The organism is Ensifer soli (genome assembly GCF_041928815.1).
In the GTDB taxonomy this organism is placed as follows: domain Bacteria; phylum Pseudomonadota; class Alphaproteobacteria; order Rhizobiales; family Rhizobiaceae; genus JBHFEI01.
In genome coordinates, this window is the sequence record NZ_JBHFEI010000009.1 from 204806 (window position 1) to 227777 (window position 22972).

A 22972-nucleotide genomic window follows, 5' to 3' on the forward strand; every position below is an offset into this window, starting at 1 on the left:
TTGACAGCATGCAGAAGGATCGGTTACGCATTAACAGACGATCATGAATATTTATTCTGACAGACTCGCCGGACAAGGCGGGATGTCTCGGGAGGGTATGCGCCATGCAGGCGACGACGAAGGACGGGTCCGGACTGGACGTCGGCAGGATCCTCGGTTCGATGCGCGGCGCGACGGGCCCGCTGATCGGGCTGATCCTGCTCTGCCTGTTCCTGACCTTCGCCACCGACAAGTTCCTGTCCGTGCGCAATTTCCTCAACATCCTCGACCAGATCACCGTTCTCGGCGTCATGTCGGTCGGCATGACCTTCGTCATCCTGATCGGCGGCATCGATCTCGCCGTCGGCTCGGTGATGGCGCTGGCGATGATGGTGCTCGGCTACCTCAACGTCGTCGCCGGCGTGCCGATGGGCATCGCCATTCCGCTCGCCCTTCTCGTCGCCGCGCTGAACGGCCTCGTCGCCGGGCTGCTGATCACCCGCTTCAACGTGCCGGCCTTCATCGCCACGCTGGCGATGATGTCGATCTCGCGCGGCATCGCCAACATGATCACCGACGGCCAGCAGATCATCGGCTTTCCCGCCTGGTTCAACACGATGGCGATCGTGCGCTTCGGCGGCGTCCTGACGCTGACGGTGGCGGTGATGCTCGTCGTCTTCGCGGTCGGGCTCCTCTACCAGCGCTACCGCCATGGCGGGCGCGTGCTCTACGCCATCGGCGGCAATGCCGAGGTGGCGCGACTTGCCGGCATCAACGTGCCGCGCGCGACCGTGCTCGTCTATGTCGTCTGCAGCCTGCTCGCCGGCCTTTCCGGCATGGTGCTCGCCGCCCGGCTCGATTCGGTGCAGCCCTCGTCCGGCGTCTCCTACGAGCTCGACGCCATCGCCGCGGTCGTCATCGGCGGCACGTCGCTCTCGGGCGGAACCGGGGGCATCGGCGGCACGATCATCGGCGTGCTGATCATCGGGGTGCTGCGCAACGGGCTGAACCTGCTCAGCGTCTCGCCCTTCCTGCAGCAGGTCATCATCGGGGGGGTCATCGTGCTCGCCGTGACGGCCGAGACCTACCGCAAGCGCCGGTGACGCGAATTTTCCCCGGCGGCCGAGCGCGCGCCCCGGGGCTAGGACGGCCGGCAATGGTGCCGGCCGGCAAGGGAGACGGTCTCCTGCGGGACAGGATGCCGGTCGATACACTCGGAGGAGAAACCATGAAACTGTCGAAACTGCTCATCGCCGCGACCGCCGCCGCGATCCTGTCGTCGCCGGCCGCCGCCGCCGAGGTCAAGAAGATCGGCCTCGCCGTGCCGAACCTCCAGGCCGACTTCTTCAACCAGATCAAGCTCGGCGTCGAGAAATACGCCAAGGAGAAGGGCATCGACGTCATCGTCGTCGACGCCAAGAACGACACGGCGACCCAGGTCAGCCAGGTGCAGGACCTGATGACGCAGGGCATCGACGCCTTCATCTACATCCCGGCCGGTGCCGCCGCCGCCGCCGTCCCGACCCGGCTCGCCCGCGAGGCCGGCATCCCGGTCATCAATGTCGACCGCGTTCCGGAAGGCGCTCCGGGCGACACCTTCATCGCCGGCGAGAGCGTCGAATCCGCCTATGCCGTCTGCAAGCACATCATCGAGAAGGCCGGCGGCTCGGGCAAGATGGTCATCATCCACGGCCAGAAGGGCACGACGCCCGAAGTCGACCGCTTCACCGGCTGCAAGCGCGCCATCGACGAGGCGCCGGGCGTCGAGCTGGTCGCCCAGCAGTGGAGCAACATGTGGTCGGCCGACGAGGGCTTCTCGATCGCCCAGAACATGCTGCAGGCCAACCCGGACATCAAGATCATCTTCGGCCAGGCCGACGGCCTCGCCATGGGTGCCGCCAAGGCGGTCGATGTCGCCAACCTCTCCGACAAGGTGATCATCGGCGGCTATGACGGCGACGTCTCGGCGCTCGAATACCTCGCCAAGTGCAACGGTCCCTTCATCGCCACGGCAACCCAGAGCACGCAGAAGATGGGCGTCCTCGCCGTCGAATCCGCCCTCGCGGTGGCCGCCGGCCAGAAGGTCGAGGAGCGCCAGACCCCGAACGCGGTGCTGACGACCTGCGAGAACGCGCCGGAATTCGTCAAGAACCACCCGTAACCGCTCCCGCGTTCCCCGCGAAAGGCCGCCCGCGCATGACGACCCCGCCCCCCATCCTGTCGCTCCGTGGCATTGAAAAATCCTACGGTCCGATCAAGGTCCTGCACGGTGTCGACCTCGACATCGGCCCGGGCGAGGTCGTGGCGCTGCTCGGCGAGAACGGTGCCGGAAAATCGACCCTGTCGAACATCATCTCCGGCACCGTGCAACCCTCCGCCGGCACCATGACATGGCTCGGGGCGCCCTACGCCCCGGCCGACCCCCGCGCCGCCATGGATGCCGGCGTTGGCATGATCCACCAGGAACTGAAGCTGCTGCCGAAGCTCTCGATCGCGGAGAACATCTTCGTCGGCCGCTATCCGATGACGGCCGGGCGGATCGACCGCCGGGCGATGGAGGAGCGCGCGCGGGCCGGCCTGAAGCGTCTCGGCCTCGACGTCTCGCCGGAACGCCTCGTCGAGGGCCTGTCCACCGGCCGCCAGCAGCTGATCGAGATCGCCAAGGCGCTGACGCTCAACGCGCGCCTGCTGATCCTCGACGAGCCGACGGCGGCACTCGGCGGCGAGGAAACCCAGCTTCTCTTCCGCCAGATCGCCCGCCTCAAGGCCGAGGGTGTCGGCATCGTCTACATCTCGCACCGGCTGGAGGAGATCCGCCAGATCGCCGACCGCATCGTCGTCATGCGCGACGGCGCCAAGGTGCAGGAATTCGACCGCGGCGACGTGCCGGTGCGCGCGATCGTCGAGGCGATGGTCGGCCGCGCGCTGGAGCGGATGTTCCCGGGCCTGCCCACCCCCTCCGACACGGTGAAGCTCGAGGTGCGAAACCTCACCTCGCCCGCGGGCACCTTCCGCGACATCAGCTTCTCTGTGCGCAAGGGCGAGGTCTTCGGCATCGCCGGGCTGATGGGCGCGGGACGCACCGAACTGGTGCGCGCCGTCACCGGCGCCGATCCGATCGCGTCCGGCGCGGTGCTGCTCGACGGAAGGCCGGTGACGCCGCGCACGCCGGCCGACGCGATCCGCAACGGCATCGTGCTGGTGCCGGAGGACCGCAAGCTGCAGGGCGTCGTCCTCGACCATTCGATCGCGGAGAACATCGGCTACGCCAATCTCGGCACGATCGCCAGCAACGGCTGGATCTCCAAACGCAGGCTGTTCCGTTTCGCCGACGACTACATCGCTCGGTTCGGCGTCAAGGGTCGCGGCCGGCAGAAGGCCGGCGAGCTTTCCGGCGGCAACCAGCAGAAGGTGGTGCTCGCCAAATGGCTGGCGCGCCGGCCTGAGGTGGTCGTCCTCGACGAGCCGACGCGCGGCATCGACGTCGGCGCGCGCTCCTCCATCTACGACCTGATCATCGGCCTTGCCCGCGAGGGCGTCGCCGTCATCGTGGTCAGTTCCGACCTCGAGGAAGTGCTCGGGGTCTCGACACGCATCATGGTGATGGCGCAAGGCAGGCAGGCCGGCATTCTCGACCGCAAGGACGCCAACGACGTCTCGGTCATGGAACTGGCAACCCTCTGAACAAGGAACCTTGAAATGTCCGCCATCACGCTCAACGCGCCGAAACTCTTCGATCTCTCCGGCAATGTCGCCCTTGTCACCGGGGCCGGCAGCGGCATCGGCCAGAGGATCGCCATAGGGCTTGCCCAGTCGGGCGCCGACGTGGCGCTTCTCGACCGGCGCACGGATGACGGGCTTGCCCAGACGGCCGACTTCATCGCCAAAGCCGGCCGCCGCAGTCTCCAGATCGCCGCCGACGTCACCAGCGGCGCGGCGCTTGCCGATGCGGTTGCCCGCACGGAAGCCGAGCTCGGCGCCCTGACGCTCGCCGTCAACGCCGCCGGCATCGCCAACGCCAACCCGGCCGAGGAGATGGAGGAGAGCCAGTTCCAGACGATGATCGACATCAACCTGAAGGGGGTCTTCCTCTCCTGCCAGGCGGAAAGCCGCGCCATGCTGAAGAACGGCCGCGGGTCGATCGTCAACATCGCCTCCATGTCCGGCGTCATCGTCAATCGCGGCCTCAGCCAGTGCCACTATAACGCCTCGAAGGCGGGCGTCATCCACATGTCGAAGTCGATGGCGATGGAATGGGTCGGGCGCGGCATCCGCGTCAACACCATCAGTCCGGGATACACCGCGACGCCGATGAACACGCGGCCGGAAATGGTGCATCAGACCCGGCTCTTCGAGGAACAGACGCCGATGCAGCGCATGGCGACCGTCGACGAGATGGTCGGCCCGGCGGTGTTCCTGCTCTCCGACGCCGCGAGCTTCGTCACCGGCGTCGACCTGCTCGTCGACGGCGGCTTCTGCTGCTGGTAGGCCGGCCTCCGGCGCGGTGGTGGCCGCGCCGTGTCACGCCGGCATGACGGCGCCGGCGGCGGGCAGGTCGCGCACCACCCGGTCCCGCCCGCTGTCCTTGGCATGGTAGAGCCGCTGGTCGGCCGCCGACAGCATCCTATCCAGGCGGTAACCGTCGCGGGCCGAGGTGGCGACGCCGATGCTGACCGTGGCGGCGACGGAAGCGCCCGCGTCGAGCGGCACCGGCATGGCGGCGAAGCCGATGCGGATGCGGTCGGCGATCTCGACCGCCTCCGCCTCGTCGCCCGGATGGAGGAGGACGGCGAATTCCTCGCCTCCGAGCCGGCCGACCAGATCGCCCTCTCGCACGGATTGCCGCAGGTGGCCGGCAAAGGCGGTCAGCACCCTGTCGCCGGCCGCGTGGCCATGCCGGTCGTTGATGGACTTGAACCGGTCGATGTCGAGCATCAGCAGCGCGCAGGGCCGGTGCTCTGCCTGGCAGGCGACCAGCACCTCCGTCGCGCAAAGGGTGAAGGCGCGCCGGTTCAGCACCGCCGTCAGCATGTCATGGTCGGCGAGATGACGCGTCCTGTGCAGGAGAGCGGTGCGGGCGGACATGACGCTGGCGACGGTGAGCGGGCCGAGCACGATGAAGGACAGGCCCAGGCGCAGCGACAGGACGGCGTGCGGATCCCCCGTCGAGAAGCTCCCGATCGCCAGCCAGTCGAACGAAATCGACAGCAGCGCCCAGGCGACATAGAGAAGCGAGAGCAGCGCCACCTCGAAGATGCCGTAGACGACGGCGCTCCAGAGAAGAAACGGCAGGGCGAAGACGATCGCGCCCGGGCCGCCGACAAGAAGCGCCAGGCCGCAGGCGAGGACGACGCTCACTGCCGGCGCGGCGTGATGGACGGCCGCGCGCGTCAGGTGCGGCATGGCCTGACGTCTCTGCCATGCTCCGGACGGGACCGTCAGGAAGGCGGGCAGAAAGGCCAGAAGATTGACCAGCTCGGAAATGAACCAGTAGCGCACGCCGTCCAAGACGGTTCCGGAAAACAGCAGCGGATTGAGCACGGCGCCGGTGGCGGCGGAGACGGCCGCCGCCGCAAGGCAGGCGGCGCAGACGAGCGGCACCGAGATCGGCTGCCTGAGCCCGCGCACCTCCGGCGGAAACCGGCGCAGCACGAGATAGCCGCCCACGACCGTCACCAGATTGCCGATGTTGAGCAGCACGGCCTTCGAAAGCGCGCTTCCCGTCGCCATGTCGGCGGCGAGGGAGCCGGCGCAGGCGGCAAGCAGGATCGCGGCGCGGCGGGACCTGTCCGGCTGACGCACCAGCATGGCAAGCACCAGCGCATTGGCGGGCCAGATCGACGCGAGTTCGCCGAGGGGCCTGGAGGCGATCCCCGACAGGGACGCGCCGACGATCAGCACGAAGGCCAGACACGCGCATTCGGCGATTTTCCCGACGGATGCCATTCCGACCGACCGAGGGCCCACGGGACGGCCTCCTCTTCGCAGAACCAAGCCCTGCAACTATCGCGATTTCCAGCGGCGGAGACAACAGGAGATTGGATCTTGCGCCGCGCATGGCTTTCAAATCCTTATCAGCCAGGCCGAAAGCCTTGCGGACCGCGGGAGGCGCGGGCGCATCCGGCCCTTGTCGCATGGGGATGGATCCGGTGGGATCCGTTCGACCGTGATGCACGGCGCAGCGCCCGCCGATGCCGGCCGAAGAGAGGAAGCAGGGCGGCGTCCAGACGAGGAGTGACACCGAGCGGACGAGCGTCTTCAGGCGCCCGCGCGACGGAAAGGCGCGCCGTGCGCGGGAGGGCGGTCCTGCGAGCGTTGACAAAGGCGGCACCCGCATTCATCGCTTGAACGGCGGGCGCCGGTGCCTGGGTTCTGGATGCCGACGGGGCATCGCCGGCCGGTCAGGCGGACGGACGGTCGCCGCGGCGACGGGCCGGAAAGGGGGGGCGGCATGGCGAAGAAGGCGGGCGAGACGACCATGGGCGGCGAGGCCGGGCAGCGGCCGAGCGGCCAGTCGGCGGCGCGCATCCCGCTCGAAAAGCGGATCGGCGCGACGCTGAAGCGGCGCCGCACCGCCGCGAAGCTGACGCTGGCGGAGGTCGGCGCCGGCGCCGGCGTCTCGAGCGCGATGCTGAGCCGCATCGAGAACGGCGCGGCGACCGCCAGCCTCGATTCGCTGGAGCGGATCTGCGAGGCGCTCGGCATCACCATGGCGGAGCTTTTTCAGGAGACGGACCAGCAGACCGGCATGGCGCAGCTGATCCGCAAGGCCGACCAGATGGAAGTGGTGCGGGTCGGCACCAAGCACGGCCACACCTACAGGCTGCTCTCCTATGATCGCGGCCCGCGAAAAATCTTCGAGCCCTTCTTCATCGAGATGGACAAGGAGAGCAAGTCCTGGCCGCGCTTCTCCCATCCGGGCACGGAGTTCATCTACATGCTGCAGGGGCGGATGGAATACCGCTTCGGCGACGACACCTATGTGCTCGACCCCGGCGACGCCTTCACCTTTGCCGGCAATGTCGTGCACGGGCCGGAGCGCATCCTTGACGAGCGCGCGGTGTTCCTGTCGATCATCATCTATGCGGAATGACGGCGCGGCGCCGAGGTCCCGTCGCCATCGATCGCCGGCTCAGAACCTCTGCCCCGGCACCCAGTCGGTGCCGGCGAGCGGCACGCGGGCCATCGCCGCCGCCTCGATCGTCAGGGCGACGAGATCCTCCGGCTCCAGATTGTGCAGGTGGTTCTTGCCGCAGGCCCGCGCCAGCGTCTGGGCCTCGAGCGTCATCACCTTGAGATAATTGGCAAGCCGCCGGCCGGCGAGCACGGGATCGAGCCGTTCCGCAAGCTTCGGGTCCTGCGTGGTGATGCCGGCGGGGTCCCTGCCCTCGTGCCAGTCGTCATAGGCGCCGGCGGTGGTGCCGAGCGCCTGGTATTCGTCTTCGAAATGCGGATCGTTGTCGCCGAGCGCCACCAGCGCCGCCGTGCCGATCGCGACCGCGTCGGCGCCGAGCGCAAGGGCCTTCGCCACGTCTGCACCGGAGCGGATGCCGCCGGAGACGATCAGCTGCACCTTGCGGTGCATGCCCAGATCCTGCAGCGCCTGAACGGCGGGGCGGATCGCCGAGAGCAGCGGGATGCCGACATGCTCGATGAAGCATTCCTGCGTCGCCGCTGTCCCCCCTTGCATGCCGTCGAGCACGATGACGTCAGCGCCGGTCTTCACCGCCAGCGCCGCATCGTAATAGGGGCGGCTGGCGCCGATCTTCAGGTAGATGGGCTTTTCCCAGCGGGTGATTTCGCGGATCTCGAGGATCTTGATTTCGAGATCGTCCGGTCCGGTCCAGTCCGGATGGCGGCAGGCGGAGCGCTGGTCGATGCCCTTCGGCAGGTCGCGCATCTCGGCGACGCGGTCGGAGATCTTCCGGCCGAGCAGCATGCCGCCGCCGCCGGGCTTCGCCCCCTGCCCCACGACGATCTCGATCGCGTCGGCGCGGCGCAGGTCGTCGGGGTTCATGCCGTAGCGCGACGGCAGGTACTGGTAGACGAGCGTCTTCGAATGCCCGCGCTCCTCCGGCGTCATGCCGCCGTCGCCGCTGGTGGTGGAGGTTCCGGCAAGCGTCGCGCCGCGCCCGAGCGCCTCCTTCGCCTGCGCCGAGAGCGAGCCGAAGCTCATGCCTGCGATGGTGACGGGAATGTCGAGCCGGACCGGCTTTTTGGCGAAGCGCGTGCCGATGAGCACGTCGGTGCCGCATTTTTCCCGGTAGCCTTCGAGCGGATAGCGCGACATCGAGGCCCCGAGCAGCAGGAGGTCGTCGAAGGTCGGCAGCCTGCGCTTGGCGCCGCCGCCGCGGATGTCGTAGATGCCGGTCGCCGCCGCCCGGCGGATTTCCGACAGCGTATAGTCGTCGAAGGTGGCGGACTTGCGCGGGATCGTGTGCGGATTGCGATAGGTCATGGTCCGTCCCTCAATAGGCCGCGGCATTGTCGATGTTGAAATTGTAGAGGTTTCGCGCCGAGCCGTAGCGGCGGAACCCGGCGACGTCGACGCGCTGCGCCTCGCCGGCGGCGTCGAGCAGGCCGAAGAGTTCGGCACGGTGCTCGTCGCGCATCTCCTTCTCGACGCAGTCGGTACCGAGGCTCGCGACGGGCCCGCGCAGGTAGAGCCGCGCCTCGTAGAGACTGTCGCCGAGCGCCTCGCCTGCCTCGCCGAAGACGACCATCCGGCCGCTCTGGCCCATGAAGGCGGAGAGATGGCCGATATCGCCCTTCACCACGATGTCGATGCCCTTCATCGAGATGCCGCAGCGCGCCGCCGCATTGCCCTCGATCAGCAGAAGCCCGCCGCGCCCGGTGGCGCCGGCCGACTGGCTGGCGTCGCCCTTCACGTGGATGAGGCCGCTCATCATGTTCTCGCCGACGCCCTGGCCGGCGCTGCCCTCGATCAGGAGGGTAGCGTGCTTGTTCATGCCGCCGCAGAAATAGCCGACCGGCCCCGCGATCGAGACGGTGACGGGCGCATCGAGCCCGGCGGCGATCGCATGCTCGCCCTCGGGATTCAGCACGGATCAGACGGTCTCGTTGGTGTCGGGGCGCAGGTCCTGCGGCGTGGCGTTGAGGTCGCGAAGCGACGTCGTCGCAAGGTCGATCACCGGCATGTCACTGGTGCTCCCAGACATAGACGGTGGCGGGTTTCGGCTCCCACACCCTTGCCGCCGAGATCCCCGGCAGGCCGGCGAGGCTCTTGAACTCGGACGCGAAGGCAACGTAGCGCTCGGTCTCGGCCATCACCGCCGGCTTCACCGCGATCGGGTCGCGCAGCACGCTAAAACCCTTTTCCGTGCCGACGACGAAGGTGAAGAACCCGTCGAGATCGGCGAGGCTCGACTGCAGCGCCTCGCGAAGCGTCTCGCCGTCGCGCATGCGGGCGGTGAGGTAGCCGGCGGCGACTTCGGAATCGTTCTCGGTGCGGATGCGGATCCCTTCCCGGCGCAACCGGCGGCGCAGAGAGGCGTGGTTCGACAGCGAGCCGTTGTGGACGAGGCACTGGTCGGCGCCGGTGGAGAAGGGATGGGCGCCGTTGGTGGTGACGGCCGATTCCGTCGCCATGCGCGTGTGGGAGATGGCGTGGCTGCCGGACATGCCGGCGATGTCGAAGGCGTCCGCCACGCGATCCGGGTGTCCGACCTCCTTGTAGATCTCGAGGCGCGCGCCGGCGCTCGTCACCGACGTTTCCGGCGCGTTGTCCTGAAGCCACGTCTCGGCGCGGGAGGCGTCGCCGGCGTCAAGCGTGACGACGGCATGGGTGTGGCGCAGCCGCGCCGTCGCGCCGTTGCCGAGGGCGGCGACGAGCCGGTCGGCGATCGCGCCGATGTCGCTGCCGACGGGCGCGGAAAAGGTCAGCTTGGTGAAACCCGGCCGGTCATCGCCGTAGATGGCGAAGCCGGCGGAATCCGGACCCCGGCCGGTCAGCGTCGAGGTCATGCGGGCGATGAGGCGGCCGAGCTCCGGTTCGAGCGCGTGATCCTTGATGAACAGTCCGGCGATGCCACACATGGCGGTCGTCCTTTCGAGAGCCTGTCCGCCGAAGCCCATCGGCGTCGGACAGTGTGGTCAGAACAAAGAGGATGGGCATGTCCCGTCACATCCGGAGCCGACCCGCAGGTCCGGACACGGCGTCGAAACAGAGAGAGGGAGCCTTTCCGGTGAACGGGCGATCGCCCGTCATGACTAGAAGAAGGTCAGATACTGCTGCGTCTCCCAGTCGGAGACATGGCGGTGGTAATCGGTCCATTCGTCGCGCTTCAGCGAGACGAATTCGTCGAGGAAGCCGGCACCGAGCGCGTCGCGGAAGAAGGCGCTCGCCGCCAGGTCCTCGATCGCTTCCGAAAGCGTCTGCGGCAGCAGGCCGACGCCCATCGCCGCGACTTCGGCCGGCGACAGCGCATAGAAATTGACGTTCATCGGCGGGCCCGGATCGATGCGGTTGTCGATGCCGTCGAGGCCGGCGGCGATGATCGCGGCCTGGGCGAGATAGGGGTTCATGCCGGAATCGCCGGTGCGGATCTCGACGCGGCCATAGGGCGCCCGCACCATCGCGGTGCGGTTGTTGTCGCCATAGGCGGTGAAGACCGGCGCCCAGGTCGTGCCCGAGGCGGTGCGGCCGACGACGAGGCGCTTGTAGGAATTGACGGAGGGGGCGAGCAGCGCCGTCAGCGCGCGCGCATGTTTCAGGATGCCGCCGGTGAAATGATAGCCCATCTTGGAAAGGCCGAGCCCGTTCTGATCGGCCGCGTCGTGGAAGAGATTGCTGCCCTCGGCGTCGGCGATCGAGCAATGGACATGCATGCCGTTGCCGGTCATCGAACCCTTCGGCTTCGGCATGAAGGAGCAGAGGGCTCCGAGCTCGTGGGCGATGTCGCCGGCCGCCATCTTGAAAAGCGTGATCGTGTCGGCCGAGGTCATCGCATCCGCATAGCGGGAGTTGATCTCGTACTGGCCGTTCGCGTCCTCGTGGTCGATCTGGTAGACGTCGATGCCGAGCGCCTGGAGGCTCGCCGTCACCCGTTCGAGGAAGGTGCGGACCCGCGACAGGCCGCGATAGTCGTAGGCCGGCTTCCTCATCGTGTCGGTCGCGTCGAAGGGCCGGACGCTGCCGTCGGCCGTCCGCTCCAGCAGGTTGAATTCCGGCTCGATGCCGCTGTTGAAGGTCCAGCCGCGCTCCGTCAGCCGCGCCACCTGCGCGGCGAGGATGTTGCGCGTGTCGACCGGGTGCGGCCTGCCGGAGACGAGGCCGGTGCCCATCATCCGCGCATACCCCGGCGCCCAGGGCAGCAGCGTCAGCGTCGAGAGGTCGCCGCGCAGCATGTATTCCGGCGCGTGCGGCGCGAGCCGCATGCCGTAAACGCCGCCGCCGGCAAAGCCGACGCCGTCGGTGACGATATCCTCCAGGTGGTCGACCGGCACCGCCTTGCTTTTCGCCGTGCCGTAGATGTCGACGAACTGCGCCAGGACGAAGCGCACGTCGTTCTTCGCCAGGAACTCGGCGGCGAGCGCGAGATCGGGCCTTGCCGGCGCGGCGAGCGCGCCCGGCGTCCAGCGCCACTGTTCGGTCATGACGGAACCGTTCCCCTTCTTCGTTCTGGTTTTCGGATCATGTCTCGGTCGGATGTGCATGACGTACACATAATTTGCATATGAAGCAAGAATTTTGTATGAGATGCGAAACGGACGGCACGGAGGCGACAATGGACGGACAGGATCGGGAACGGGTTCCGACACTTGCGGACCTTGCAGCGGGGCGTGTGCCGGGGTCTCGGGCGATGGCGTTCACGCCCTACTGGTGGGAGGCCGCGCCGCGGCTCGAACGGGCAGAACCGCTGCCGGCGGCGGCCGACGTGGTCATCGTCGGCTCGGGCTTCACCGGCCTCGTCGCGGCCCTGACGCTCGCCCGCAACGGCCGGATGCCGCTGGTGCTGGAGCGCGGCGCACCGGGCTTCGGCGCCAGCACCCGCAATGGCGGCCAGGTCGGCAGCGGCAACCAGAAATTCCGGGTGAAGACGTTGATCGCGCTGCGCGGCCGGGAGAAGGCGCACGCCATGCTGCGCGAGGGCGTCGCCATGCTCGACCACATCGCCGCACTGGTCGAAGACGAGGGCATAGACTGTGATTTCACCCGCTGCGGCCGGCTTCGCGGCGCCATGCGGCCGGAGCATTACGAGGCGATGGCGCGCGACATGGACGACCTGCGCGCCCTTGCCGGCGTCGAAAGCCACATGGTGCCGCGCGCCGAGCAGCATCGCGAGATCGGCTCGGATCTCTTCCATGGCGGATCGCTCCTGCCCGGCGACGCCGCGCTCCATCCCAGCCGCTACCATGCCGGGCTGATGGCGCGGGTGGAGGCGGCCGGCGGGCGGATCGAGGGCGATGCCGGCGTCGGCGCGATCGCGGCGGAGGGGACGGGTTTCGCGGTGTCGACCGCGCGCGGCACCGTCCGGGCCGGCGCGGTGCTCGTCGCCACCAACGGCTATACGGACGGGCTGGTCCCCGAACTCGGCCGGCGCATCGTCCCGGTCGGCTCGGCGCTGATCGCGACCGGCACGATCCCCGAGGCGCGGTTCGCATCGCTGATGCCGGGCGGCCGGGTCTATGGCAACACGCTGCGCGTCTTCTCCTATTTCCGTGCCGCCCCCGGCGCGCGCCGCATCGTCTGGGGCGGCCGGGTCGGGCGGGGCATGGAGGCGGCGTCGCCCGGCGCCTATGGCCATCTCGCCGGCGATCTCCTGAAGACCTTCCCGGACCTCGGCGACATCCCCGTCACCCATGGCTGGGACGGCAGGATCGGCTATACCTATGACGCGGTGCCCCATCTCGGCCGCACCCGCGACGGTCTCTTCTACGCGCTCGGCTATTGCGGAACGGGCATCTCGCGCGCCAGCTGGTTCGGCCGCCGGATCGCGCTGCGGATGCTGGAAAGACCGGAGGGGCGCTCCGCCTTCGATGACCTCCCCTTCCCCGCCTATCCGCTGCCGTCGGTGGCCCGGCGCATGGTGCCGGTCGTCGAGGGCTGGTACCGGCTGAAGGACCGTCTCGGGCGCTGACCGCCCTGCAGCGCCGGACCCGGCCGCGGGCGGCGGGCGATCCCCCTCCCCGCGTTGGCGCCTGCTGCGCCGGGGCGCGACCGCTCCGGCCGCGCGCGGACGGGATCCGGGCGAGAGGCGGCGGGCCGGATCCGGCAGGGACCGGATCATTTGATCCCGCCTTTCGCGTTAACGGCCGCAAGGTCCGCGCCGGGCGAAGGCCCGGGGGCCGGGGATGCGCCGAAGCGTGCCGCGATCCTGCGCGCTCGGCCCTGCGCGTGAGGCCTTCGGTTTCGTCCTGTCTCTCCGCAAAACCGCCACCGAGTCGCGCGGGCCGGGCTTCGACGCGTCTTCGGGATCCCATGGTATCCGGGGAATCCGGTCATCACGAAAAGACGGGCGACGGCGGACGAGCGGCGGGCCTGTCTCTCCGGTTCGGCGCCGTATCGGGACGTCAGATCCGATCCCGGAAAGGCGTCGCCCGTCCGATGAACGCCGGCTCACCGACCATGCCCTCTCTTTCTGTTCGTGCCGCATCGTCCGACACCGAAGCGATTCCGCTTCGGCTGGACATGCCCTAGCCCCGCAGGCGTTCGCGGAGGAAGGCTGTGTAGCGGGCGATCCCCTCCTCCAGCGGAACGGCGGGACTGTAGCCGAGGTCGCGCTCCGCCGCCGAGAGGTCGAAGCGCGCCTGAACGTCCTCGTCCGGGTGCCAGCCGGGACCGATGTCGGTCTCCAGGCCCGGCACGACTGTCTTCACGATCGCCGCCACTTCCGGCACCGAGAGGCAGCTGCCGCCATTGGCGTTGTAGGCGCGGCGCGGCGTCGACGCGACGTCGGCGGCGAGAAGCAGCGCCCGGGCGATATCGTCGACATGGACATACTGCCGCATCGCATCCTGCCCCTGCGGCCGGCGGAACACCTCCCCCTTCAGCCCGGCGAGGATCATCTCGCGCAGGTCGCAGTCGGTGGTGCGCCGGGGACCGTAGACCCAGCCGATCCTGAGGCTCAGCGTGTCGACGCCGTGCTGGACGGCATAGCCATGGGCGAGCGCCTCGCAGGCCGCCTTGCTGGCGCCGTAGACGGTCGACGGCAGCAGCGGCGCGTCTTCCGTGACGCGGTCGAGCCCGGCCGGCGTGCTGCCATAGGCGGAGACCGACGAGCAGAGCACGACGCGGCGAGTTTTCTTCACCCGCGCGAGTTCCAGCAGGTTGACGGTGCCGGTGACGTTGATGTCGTGCACCAGCACCGGATTGTCGCGCGCGAGCATCGGGCCGGACAGCGCGCCGCAATGGACGATCGCGCCGAAGGGCCCCTCGGCGTCGGCAAGCGCGTAGAGCCGGTGCACGTCGCGCACGTCGACCGCATGCACGCTGTGGCCGTCGGCGGTCGAGGCGACGATGTCGATGGCGGTGAAGGGCCGGCCGGCGGCCTTCAGCCTTTCGCAGACGGCATGGCCGACAAGGCCGTTCGCGCCGGTGACGAGCAGCGGTTCCATGGTCAGGCTCCCTGCGGGATGGTGGAGAGGAGCGGCGGGCGGAGATCGCGTGCGCCGAGCGCGCCTTCGCAGGCATGGCCGACGGCGAGCACCAGCGCATCCTCGAAGGGGCGGCCGGCGAACTGCACGCCGAGCGGCAGGCCAAGCGGCCCCTCCCCGCAGCGCGCCGTCAGCGCCGGCACGCCGGTGACGTTGAAGGGCAGCGCCAGCGCCGGCCGGTCGAAGGAGGAGAAGGGGCCGACGGCATCGAGACGTGGCGCCTCCGCCGGCGCGGCGGCGGTGACGAGGATGTCGTGGTCCTCGAAGGCGGCCGCCATCTCGGCGCAGAGCGCCCGGCGCAGCCGCAGCGCCTGGAGATAGTCGGCGCTGGTGAACAGCGCCCCCATCGACAGGCGGTCGCGAAATGCCTTGCCGTAGATCTCCGGCCGGGCGGCGAGGTCGTCGCGGTGCACGGAAAAACCCTCCGTCAGCATGATCGCGTGGCCGCAGGCGACATAATCCGACAGCGGCGACAGCGTCACCGTCGCGACCTTGGCGCCGCGCGCCAGCAGCACCTTTTCGACATTGGCGATCGTCTCGATCACCGCATCGCTGCAGGGATTGTCGCGTTCGTGGAAATGCCGGACGATGCCGATGCGCAGGCCCGTAAGGTCGCGCTCGATGCCGGCGGCATAGTCTTCCGCCGCACGGCCGGACGAGGCCGGGTCGCCGGCGTCGGGTCCGGCCATGGCGGAGAGCATCAGCGCGCAGTCCTTCACCGTCCAGGCCATCGGCCCGGCATGGTCGAGCGACCAGGCGAGCGGAAAGATGCCCCGGCGCGAGACGAGGCCGTAGCTCGGTTTCAGCCCGGCGATGCCGCAGAAGGCGGCCGGCACGCGGATCGAGCCGCCGGTGTCCGATCCGGTCGCGCCGAGCACGAGGCCGGCGGCGACCGCAGCGCCCGAGCCGCTGGACGAGCCGCCGGTGAAGCGTTCCGGATCCCATGGGTTGCGCGCCGGGGGGAACGGCAGGTCGAAGGACGGGCCGCCAAGGGCGAATTCATGGGTGGCGAGCTTGCCCGTCATGATGGCGCCGGCGCCGCGCAGCCGCGCCACGCTGACGGCGTCCTCCGTCGCGATATTGTCGAGGAGGCGGCGCGAATGGGCCGTAGTCGCCACGCCGGCGAGGTCGAAAATGTCCTTGAGGCCGAGCGGGATGCCGTGCAGCGGGCCCCTCGGGCCGCGCATGCGGATCTCCGCCTCCGCCGCCTTCGCCTCGGCCCGGGCGCTGTCGGCGACCAGCCGGATGACGCTGTGCAGAGTGCCGTCGAGGGCGGCGACGCGGTCGAGGCAGGCCTCGACGAGATCGACGGGCGAGAGGCGGCCCGCCGCGATCGCGGCGGCGGCCTCGGAGATCGACGGGATCGCGCTCATCGGCCCCCCTCCCCGTCCGCCGGCGCGAAGAGATGGCGCGGTTCGCTTCCGGCCAGGTCGGTCCGGCCCCAGAGGCCGGCGCGGATGGTGTTGACGATCGGCAGCGTCGCGGCCAGGGTCGCGACCCGCTCGGGCGTGGCGTCGAGGCCGCTGGCGCGGGCGAGCGCCGCCACGTCCTGGTCTTCGAGGGGAGAGAGGGGCATGCGTCGGGCCTTTTCCATCGCCGTCCGGCGGTTCGCGCGCCAGGCGTTCGGTTGCATCGCCGCCCACGGCGCGCCGATCGATGACGACCGCGCCGCAGACCGTGTCATTGACGGGCCGCCTCGATCACCGCGTCCGGCCCGCCGGCGGGATCCTTCGCCGGCGAAGGACAGCGCGGCTGCCGGCGCGTAGCCGGCATCTCCTCCGTCCTGCCGCCGCTGCCGGCAATGCCCGAGGCGCGCCGCCGTTGCGCTCGTTCTTTCTCGCAAGGTACGGAGGCGATCGTCTCGCCGTCAACCGGGCTGCCGAAATTTTCTGCGCTGCACAATGATGCGGCAGGCGATGCGGGCTCCGACGCCCTCGCCCGGATGCGGCGGTGCGCGGCGGGAGAAAGCGCGGCGTCCGCTGGAGTACGGACAAATGAGCGGCCCGTCAGGCCGCTCAGCTCTCGCGGCGCCGGCCGCCGCTATGGGTGCGGAAGCCGAGCACGGCACCGGCGAGGCCGAAGACGGAGAAGGCGGCGAAGGCGCTGCCATAATCGCCGAAGAGGAGGTAGAGCGCGGCGAAGCTCGACGGGCCGATGATGACGCCGATGAAGGTGTAGACCAGCACGGCGCCGGTGGTGGCGGCGACGCGGCCGGCCGGGGCATGGCGGGCGATGGCGGCGAGCAGCACGCCGTTCCAGCCGATCGAGGTGGCGCCAAGCGTCAGGAACAGCATCGCCTGCACGGAAAGCGGCAGGTCGGCGAGGAAGGGGATCGCCAGGCAGGCGAGCCCGCTGATCAGCCCGATCAGGCCCATGGTGCGGAACGCGCCGCCGAGCCGGTCGGCCACCACGCCCCAGCCGACGCGGCCGAGCGCGCCGGCGAGCTGGGTGAAGGCCGCGAGCGAGCCGGCGGCGATGACGCTCCAGCCGACATCATGCACCAGCGTGACCACGGTGAAGGCGGAGACGGCGAGCTGCAGGGCCGAATAGAGGAGGCCGAGCAGCGACAGCGCGCGAAGGCCCGCATCCCTCCAGATCAGCGACTGCTCGTCGAGGATGCCGCGGCCGAACCCCGGCCTTGCGCCTTCCGGCCGGCGCGGCGCCGGGCGATGGCCGAGACAGAGCCAGACGAGCACGAGGAAGGGGGCGGCGGCCGCGACCGCCAGCGCGCCGCGCCAGCCGAGCACCGGTTCGACGAGCGGCAGGGCGACGCTCGCGACGACACCGCCGAGCGGAACGCCGCTCTGCTTCAGCGAGAAGACGAGGTTGCGAAGCCGCGCCGGGGTCACCGGCGCCAGCATTTCGGAGGCGGCCGGGTTGTTGAGGCCGTAGCCGACACCGATCGCGAGCGTGGCGACGAGCATCAGCGTCAGGTTCGCGCTTGAGAGGCCGAGCAGGCCGAGCGTGAAGCAGACGAGTGCCAGCGCCTCGATCCGTCCGGGCCCGTGCCGGCTGACCAGCGTGCCGGCGAGCGCCGAGGAGACCATGCCGGCGGCATAGATGGCGCTGACCTGGTAGCCGATCACATAGGCGCCGAGCCCGAGGCCGGCGGAGGCGGCCGGCGCCAGCGCCGTCAGCGACAGGGCCGAGGTGGTGGCGACGATCTGCACGGCGGTGGCGAGCGCCAGCATGTGGGCGAGCACGCGGCGCGGCGCGGCGGTATCGGCGGGAGTCTTCACGGCGGTCAACGGTCCGGCAGGGGGTTGGAATCTGTAAAAGTACGTACTAATGATTTTTCCGGCGCCGCGCAAGCGGGCGCCGGGCCGGTTTTCTTTCCGTCTGCAAGCGGCTATGAGGCGATACGGCTGGCCGGTCGGACGTCGATCCGGAGGCGGCAGGAGGATGGGCGCATGGCAGAGGCGGACGGCATCGGGGACGAGGCGGGCGGCTGGCGGCCGGCTGCGGCCGGAACGCCGCTCTATCTCCAGGTGGCGCTGCATCTCCAGCGCCGGATCGACGCCGGCGATTTCCCGGTTGGCTCGCTGCTGCCGACCGAAAACGCGCTGTCGGCCGATCTCGGCGTCAGCCGCCAGACCGTGCGCCAGGCGATCGGCACGCTGCGCGCGCAGGGGCGGCTTTCGGCGCGCAAGGGCGTCGGCACGCGGGTCGAGGCCTCCGGCGGCCAGGCGCCGCGTCGGCTGGTGGCGCAGTCGCGCTCGGAACTCTTCGAATTCGCCAAGGACACCGAACTCGTCATCGAGGAGCGCGAGCAGATCGCGGCGCGCGGGCGGCTTGCGACCGAGCTCGGCTGCCGGCCGGGACGGCCGTTCCTGCGCATCTCCGGCCTGCGCTATGCCGCCGGCGACAGCCGCCCCTTCTCCTTCAACGAGGTCTTTATCGATGCGCGGCTGGCGCCGGCGATGCGCGAGACGGAGACGCTGCGCACGGCGATCTTCGTCCTCATCGAGACGGTGACCGGCGAGAAGATCGAGGAGATCGTCCAGGAGATCCGTCCGAGCGTGCTGTCCGCCGAGATGGCGGCGCGGCTCGGCGCGCGCGCCGGCGATCCGGCGCTGCAGGTCAGCCGGCGCTATTTCGGCTCCGGCCGCCGCCTCCTCGAATATGCCGTGCAGACCCTGCCCGGCGACCGCTTCACCTATATGTCGACGCTGCGCATCGAGCCGTGATGCGTTCAAGGCGCGATGCCGCGGCCCTCGGGAGATGCTGATGTCCGCGTCCGATGCCGACTTCGACCGGTGGCGCGCCGCACTTCTTGCCATGCCCGTCTCCCGCGTCTGGCGCGGCCACGGGTCAGCCCTCTTCCTCGAGCTCGGCGCCCTGTTGCCCGGTGGACGGCGGCGGGACGGATCCGCCGGCGGCCCGCAGGGGCTGTTCACCGTGATGATCGAGTGGAGCTGGCGCATCGAGGACGACACGACCGTCCATTGCGGCAGCTGGAGCGGCGAGCATCTCTGGCCGGATGCCTTCGCCGCCCTGGAGGGGCGCCGGATCGAGGATGTCTCCCTCTTCGGCCGGCCCGCGGAGCTGCGGATCGCGCTGACCGGCGGGCGCCGGGTGCTGTCGTTCATGACCGCAGAAGGCGACCCCGCCTGGACGATTTTCGACGCGTCGGCCGGTCGGCATCGGCCGCGCGCGATCGGCGTCGACGGCGGCGTGCTTCGCGAGGAACAGGCGACGCCTGAGGCCGGCTCCTCGCGTGAAACGCAGGGGCGCTGATCCCCTCCCCTGCCCTTCCCGGAGGCTATGCCCGACGCGACTTCCTTCCCGGCCGCGCGGGGCGCCGGCAGGAACAGGGTTTCGTCCGTGCCACCATGTTACTCACGTGCCGGGACGACGGAGGCACTGCTTGCCCCATGGCGCGCCGGCTCTTTCCACGATCACGGCCGGCAAGGAATGCCACGCGCATCGTGAACATCGCTCTCGCCGCGGCAGCGTCGCGTGTCTTGAGGCAGTCCCACGCAGATCGCCCGGACCACGTCATCGCGGGAGGGGCTCTGGCGAGACAGCGTGCCGGCGCGATGGAGCGGCCCGGGGCGCAGTCCTCGATCGCCAGCGACAGGGCCGCGCCTTCCCATCGCCGGTCGGTGGACCAACGGCGTGGTTCGGGTCGCGGCTGCGGGCGGTCTCTGGTTGGGTCGAAGAGGGGCGCCCGGACGGCGGCATCCCCCCTCGGCCGGACGGTCCGGTGATGGAACGCGGGTTGAGGGCATCCCGCGCCGCGAAACGCGACAGGCCCCCGGAGGGATGCGGTCTGTCTCGGCGGGAGGATGCACGCGTTTCGGCGCGCTGTCGGACCGGGGCGTTGCCGCCGGAGGGCGTACCGGCCCGGCGCGACGGGGCTGTGCCGATGAGGTGCGGTCTGAAGACGAGCCCATCGCCGCCTGCGTTCCGCGCTGGTGGCGCGCCCGGATGCGACACCTGCGGCCGGCCGGCGATCACACGGGGGACGGAGCGATCGGGCCGAAGTCTCTCCCCGCCGTGACGACAGGGCGATGAAGGGCTATCGGTCCTCGGTCATACGCCTTTTGACGCGCCTCGGCGGCGCCTCCGGCCCATGCTGGCTCTTGCTTCTAAAGCGTGTCTCGCAAAGGTGCGCAGCGGTTTTGCGAAAAGACACGCGTAAAAACAAAGACCTGAAGCGTACGAGCGAATCTGAAGGATCGCGACACGCTTTAGAATGCGGGTCCGGGTGAGCTTTATGCGTAGCTCCCCTTTATCCAGCCACGACCCTTTCCCCCTCGGCGTCCGATGCGGCCCTTTCATGCGTGAGCGAGGGTTCGCCATCGAAGATGCGCACCATCCTTGCGAAGACACGGAGCCCGCGCCCACCCGGCCGACGATCCATGACCATGCCGCTCCTGCGGACCAGCCTTAGCACCCCGGAGGCCGGTTCGCGGCGCGCAGTTAGCCGCGGCTAACCCGGCGATCTTGCGGAGGACGGCGCGCGGACCCCGGCAGAAACCGCTTGCACGCGGTCGAGAATCGGCGCTTAACTTTCAACTGCGGTCGGAAGCGAAGTCTTCGGCAAAAACCGCAGTTGAAATTCGGGCAGGGCAATGAGCGAAACCGCAGCACGCATCATAGGCGACACCGGCGCGGCCGACAACCGGGCCGACAAAGCGGGCGATCTCAAGGGACTGATCCAGCGCCATTCGGCCGCCCTCGCCGGCCAGCTCCAGGCGCACCACGCCAGCGTCTTCCCGCCCCATTCGGAAAAAGGCATCCGTTCCTTCAGCCCGGCCGAGACCGCACGCCTGATCGGCATCGGGGAGGGGTATCTGCGCCAGGTCGCGGCCGAGATGACCGATCTTTCCGCCAGCGCCCATCCGGGCGGGCGCCGCAGCTATTCCGTCGAAGACATCGACCGGCTGCGCCGCCATCTCGATCAGGGCACGCGCGGCAGCCGCCGCTACCTGCCGCATCGCCGCAACGGCGAGGCGATCCAGGTGATCGCGGTGATGAACTTCAAGGGCGGCTCCGGCAAGACCACCACCTCGGCCCATCTCGCGCAGTATCTGGCGCTGCGCGGCTACCGGGTGCTCGCCGTCGACCTCGATCCGCAGGCCTCGCTCTCCGCGCTCTTCGGCCACCAGCCGGAGATCGACGTCGGACCGAACGAGACGCTCTACGGCGCGATCCGCTACGACGACGAGCGCCGGCCGATCGCCGAGATCGTCCGCGCCACCTATATCCCGGATCTCCATCTGATCCCCGGCAATCTCGAGCTGATGGAGTTCGAGCACGACACGCCGCGCGCCCTGATGAAGCGCCAGCCCGGCGACACGCTGTTCTTCGCCCGCATCGGCCAGGCGCTGGCGCAGGCGGAAAACCTCTACGACGTCGTCGTCATCGACTGCCCGCCGCAGCTCGGCTACCTGACGCTCTCGGCGCTGACGGCGGCGACCTCGGTGCTCGTCACCGTCCATCCGCAGATGCTCGACGTCATGTCGATGAACCAGTTCCTGGCGATGACCGGAGACCTGCTCGAGGAGATCGCCTCGGCCGGCGCCCGCTCCGACTACAGCTGGATGCGCTATCTCGTCACCCGCTTCGAGCCCGGCGACGGGCCGCAGAACCAGATGGTCGCCTTCCTGCGCTCGATCTTCGCCGAAAACGTGCTGATCCATCCGATGCTGAAATCGACGGCGATCTCGGATGCGGGGCTCACCAACCAGACGCTGTTCGAGGTCGAACGCAGTCAGTTCACCCGCGCCACCTACGACCGGGCGCTCGAATCGATGAACAACGTCAACGCCGAGATCGAGGCGCTGATCCGCAAGGCATGGGGCAGGGCAGCATGAGCCGGAAGGACGTCTTCGCCAATCTCGGCGCAAACGCCGCCGTCCCTCCGGCGGAGGCCAGGCCGATGAAGGGCCGCGTGCGGCCGATCCTCGGCTCGCCGGACTTGAACGACGATCCCTCGCGCTCGCCGGTCGGCGCGATCGGCCAGTCCCTGAGCGAGGTCAGCGAGCGCAGCCGCCGGGCGGACGCGATCGAGGCGGAACTCGCCAAGGGGCTTGCGGTCGTCTCGCTCGACACGTCCGATGTCGATCCCTCCTTCATCCCCGACCGCATGCCGGGCGAGGCGGAGGAGCACGAGCGCCTCGTCGCCTCGATCCGCGACCAGGGCCAGCAGGTGCCGATCCTCGTCCGGCCGCATCCCGAAAGCCCCGGCCGCTACCAGGTCGCCTTCGGCCACCGGCGGCTCGCGGCGATCGCCGCGCTCGGCCGGCGGGTCAACGCCGTGGTGCGCGCGCTCTCCGACGCCGAACTCGTCGTCGCGCAGGGGCAGGAGAACAACGAGCGCAAGGACCTCACCTATATCGAGAAGGCCCGCTTCGCCGACCGGCTGCAGCGCCGCTTTTCCCGCGACGTGATCATGTCGGCGATGTCGCTCTACAAGAGCGACCTGTCGAACATGCTCTCGGTCGTCGCCCGCATTCCGGACGCGCTGATCGACGCGATCGGCGCGGCGCCCGGCGTCGGGCGGCGAAGCTGGATCGAGCTTGCCGACCTTCTCGCGCGGCCGAGGGCGGAGGAGAAGGCCGGGGATTATCTGGCCCGTCCGGAGGTTCAGGGACTCCCCTCCGCCGACCGGTTCAAGGCCTTGGTTTCGCACCTGAAACCGGCGTCGGGCCGGATGGAGGCCGGCGTGCTTTCCGGCGCGGACGGTACCCGCCTCGCCAAGCTCAGTTACAATGAGGACAAGGTCTCGATCGTGATCGACCGCACGAAGGCGCCGGATTTCGCCGCCTTCGTGCTCGATCATCTCGAGGCGCTCTACGCCGCGCACCGGTCGAAGGACTGAGCGCGGCAGGACGGAACGAAACAGGAGATCGACACCGCAAAAGAAAAA

18 protein-coding genes and 1 pseudogene are annotated in these 22972 nt (G+C 69.4%); 10 read left to right on the plus strand and 9 right to left on the minus strand.

The genetic code is table 11. From position 1 onward, the window contains the following. Positions 1 to 104: 104 nt before the first annotated feature. The 4 genes from ACEVQ6_RS15400 (at position 105) to ACEVQ6_RS15415 (ending at position 4467) form a co-directional block, all read left to right on the plus strand. Positions 105 to 1082 carry an ABC transporter permease gene (locus tag ACEVQ6_RS15400; RefSeq protein WP_374889906.1) on the plus strand — a complete coding sequence of 326 codons (978 nt, stop codon included), beginning with the start codon at positions 105 to 107 and terminating at the stop codon, positions 1080 to 1082. A gap of 125 nt (positions 1083 to 1207) precedes the next feature. Beyond that, positions 1208 to 2140: a substrate-binding domain-containing protein gene (locus tag ACEVQ6_RS15405; protein WP_374889907.1), complete on the plus strand. Its 933-nt coding sequence runs from the start codon at positions 1208 to 1210 to the stop codon at positions 2138 to 2140. A gap of 35 nt (positions 2141 to 2175) precedes the next feature. Beyond that, positions 2176 to 3663: a sugar ABC transporter ATP-binding protein gene (locus ACEVQ6_RS15410; protein WP_374889908.1), complete on the plus strand. Its 1488-nt coding sequence runs from the start codon at positions 2176 to 2178 to the stop codon at positions 3661 to 3663. Between the two features lie 15 nt (positions 3664 to 3678). Continuing rightward, on the plus strand, positions 3679 to 4467 hold the full coding sequence (locus tag ACEVQ6_RS15415) for an SDR family oxidoreductase (RefSeq protein ID WP_374889909.1): 789 nt from the start codon (positions 3679 to 3681) through the stop codon (positions 4465 to 4467). A 33-nt stretch (positions 4468 to 4500) separates the two neighbouring features. Here the strand turns inward: ACEVQ6_RS15415 and ACEVQ6_RS15420 are convergent, their stop codons facing one another. Then, positions 4501 to 5925 carry a GGDEF domain-containing protein gene (locus ACEVQ6_RS15420; protein ID WP_374889910.1) on the minus strand — a complete coding sequence of 475 codons (1425 nt, stop codon included), beginning with the start codon at positions 5923 to 5925 and terminating at the stop codon, positions 4501 to 4503. Positions 5926 to 6430: 505 nt separating this feature from the next. On the opposite strand from ACEVQ6_RS15420, the gene ACEVQ6_RS15425 reads away from it, so the two are divergent. Beyond that, positions 6431 to 7072 (plus strand): helix-turn-helix domain-containing protein, encoded by a 642-nt coding sequence (locus ACEVQ6_RS15425; RefSeq protein ID WP_374889911.1) that lies wholly within the window; start codon positions 6431 to 6433, stop codon positions 7070 to 7072. A gap of 39 nt (positions 7073 to 7111) precedes the next feature. Here the strand turns inward: ACEVQ6_RS15425 and ACEVQ6_RS15430 are convergent, their stop codons facing one another. The 4 genes and pseudogenes from ACEVQ6_RS15430 to glnT form a co-directional block, all read right to left on the minus strand. Then, positions 7112 to 8437, minus strand: coding sequence for an FMN-binding glutamate synthase family protein (locus ACEVQ6_RS15430; protein ID WP_374889912.1), 1326 nt, complete (start codon positions 8435 to 8437; stop codon positions 7112 to 7114). Between the two features lie 10 nt (positions 8438 to 8447). After that, positions 8448 to 9137 (minus strand): annotated as a pseudogene (locus ACEVQ6_RS15435) (GltB/FmdC/FwdC-like GXGXG domain-containing protein). Position 9138: 1 nt separating this feature from the next. Further along, positions 9139 to 10035 carry a class II glutamine amidotransferase domain-containing protein gene (locus tag ACEVQ6_RS15440; protein ID WP_374889913.1) on the minus strand — a complete coding sequence of 299 codons (897 nt, stop codon included), beginning with the start codon at positions 10033 to 10035 and terminating at the stop codon, positions 9139 to 9141. A 174-nt stretch (positions 10036 to 10209) separates the two neighbouring features. After that, a complete protein-coding gene (gene glnT, locus ACEVQ6_RS15445; protein ID WP_374889914.1) occupies positions 10210 to 11595 on the minus strand; it encodes a type III glutamate--ammonia ligase in 1386 nt (461 codons plus the stop codon). Positions 11596 to 11801: 206 nt separating this feature from the next. Here glnT and ACEVQ6_RS15450 point away from each other — a divergent pair, with 206 nt between their 5' ends. Beyond that, positions 11802 to 13079: an NAD(P)/FAD-dependent oxidoreductase gene (locus ACEVQ6_RS15450; protein ID WP_374889915.1), complete on the plus strand. Its 1278-nt coding sequence runs from the start codon at positions 11802 to 11804 to the stop codon at positions 13077 to 13079. A gap of 556 nt (positions 13080 to 13635) precedes the next feature. On the opposite strand, the gene ACEVQ6_RS15455 is transcribed toward ACEVQ6_RS15450, so the two are convergent. From ACEVQ6_RS15455 to ACEVQ6_RS15470, 4 genes are all read right to left on the minus strand, one after another. Next, positions 13636 to 14556, minus strand: a complete 921-nt coding sequence (locus ACEVQ6_RS15455; protein WP_374889916.1) for an NAD-dependent epimerase/dehydratase family protein — start codon at positions 14554 to 14556, stop codon at positions 13636 to 13638. 2 nt (positions 14557 to 14558) lie between these two features. Continuing rightward, the gene (locus ACEVQ6_RS15460; RefSeq protein ID WP_374889917.1) at positions 14559 to 15968 is read right to left on the minus strand and encodes an amidase; all 1410 of its coding nucleotides are present in this window, start codon (positions 15966 to 15968) and stop codon (positions 14559 to 14561) included. Next, positions 15965 to 16171 (minus strand): hypothetical protein, encoded by a 207-nt coding sequence (locus ACEVQ6_RS15465; protein ID WP_374889918.1) that lies wholly within the window; start codon positions 16169 to 16171, stop codon positions 15965 to 15967. The genes ACEVQ6_RS15460 and ACEVQ6_RS15465 overlap by 4 nt, the downstream gene beginning before the upstream one ends. 439 nt (positions 16172 to 16610) lie before the next feature. Continuing rightward, on the minus strand, positions 16611 to 17834 hold the full coding sequence (locus tag ACEVQ6_RS15470) for an MFS transporter (RefSeq protein ID WP_374889919.1): 1224 nt from the start codon (positions 17832 to 17834) through the stop codon (positions 16611 to 16613). Positions 17835 to 18005: 171 nt separating this feature from the next. Between ACEVQ6_RS15470 and ACEVQ6_RS15475 the strand changes: the two genes are divergently transcribed. From ACEVQ6_RS15475 to repB, 4 genes are all read left to right on the plus strand, one after another. Next, positions 18006 to 18782 carry a GntR family transcriptional regulator gene (locus ACEVQ6_RS15475; protein WP_374889920.1) on the plus strand — a complete coding sequence of 259 codons (777 nt, stop codon included), beginning with the start codon at positions 18006 to 18008 and terminating at the stop codon, positions 18780 to 18782. Between the two features lie 40 nt (positions 18783 to 18822). Beyond that, on the plus strand, positions 18823 to 19332 hold the full coding sequence (locus ACEVQ6_RS15480) for a hypothetical protein (RefSeq protein ID WP_374889921.1): 510 nt from the start codon (positions 18823 to 18825) through the stop codon (positions 19330 to 19332). Between the two features lie 1340 nt (positions 19333 to 20672). Beyond that, positions 20673 to 21917 carry a plasmid partitioning protein RepA gene (gene repA / locus ACEVQ6_RS15485; RefSeq protein ID WP_374889922.1) on the plus strand — a complete coding sequence of 415 codons (1245 nt, stop codon included), beginning with the start codon at positions 20673 to 20675 and terminating at the stop codon, positions 21915 to 21917. After that, positions 21914 to 22924, plus strand: coding sequence for a plasmid partitioning protein RepB (gene repB / locus ACEVQ6_RS15490; protein ID WP_374889923.1), 1011 nt, complete (start codon positions 21914 to 21916; stop codon positions 22922 to 22924). Before repA ends, repB begins: the two co-directional genes overlap by 4 nt. Positions 22925 to 22972: the final 48 nt, after the last annotated feature.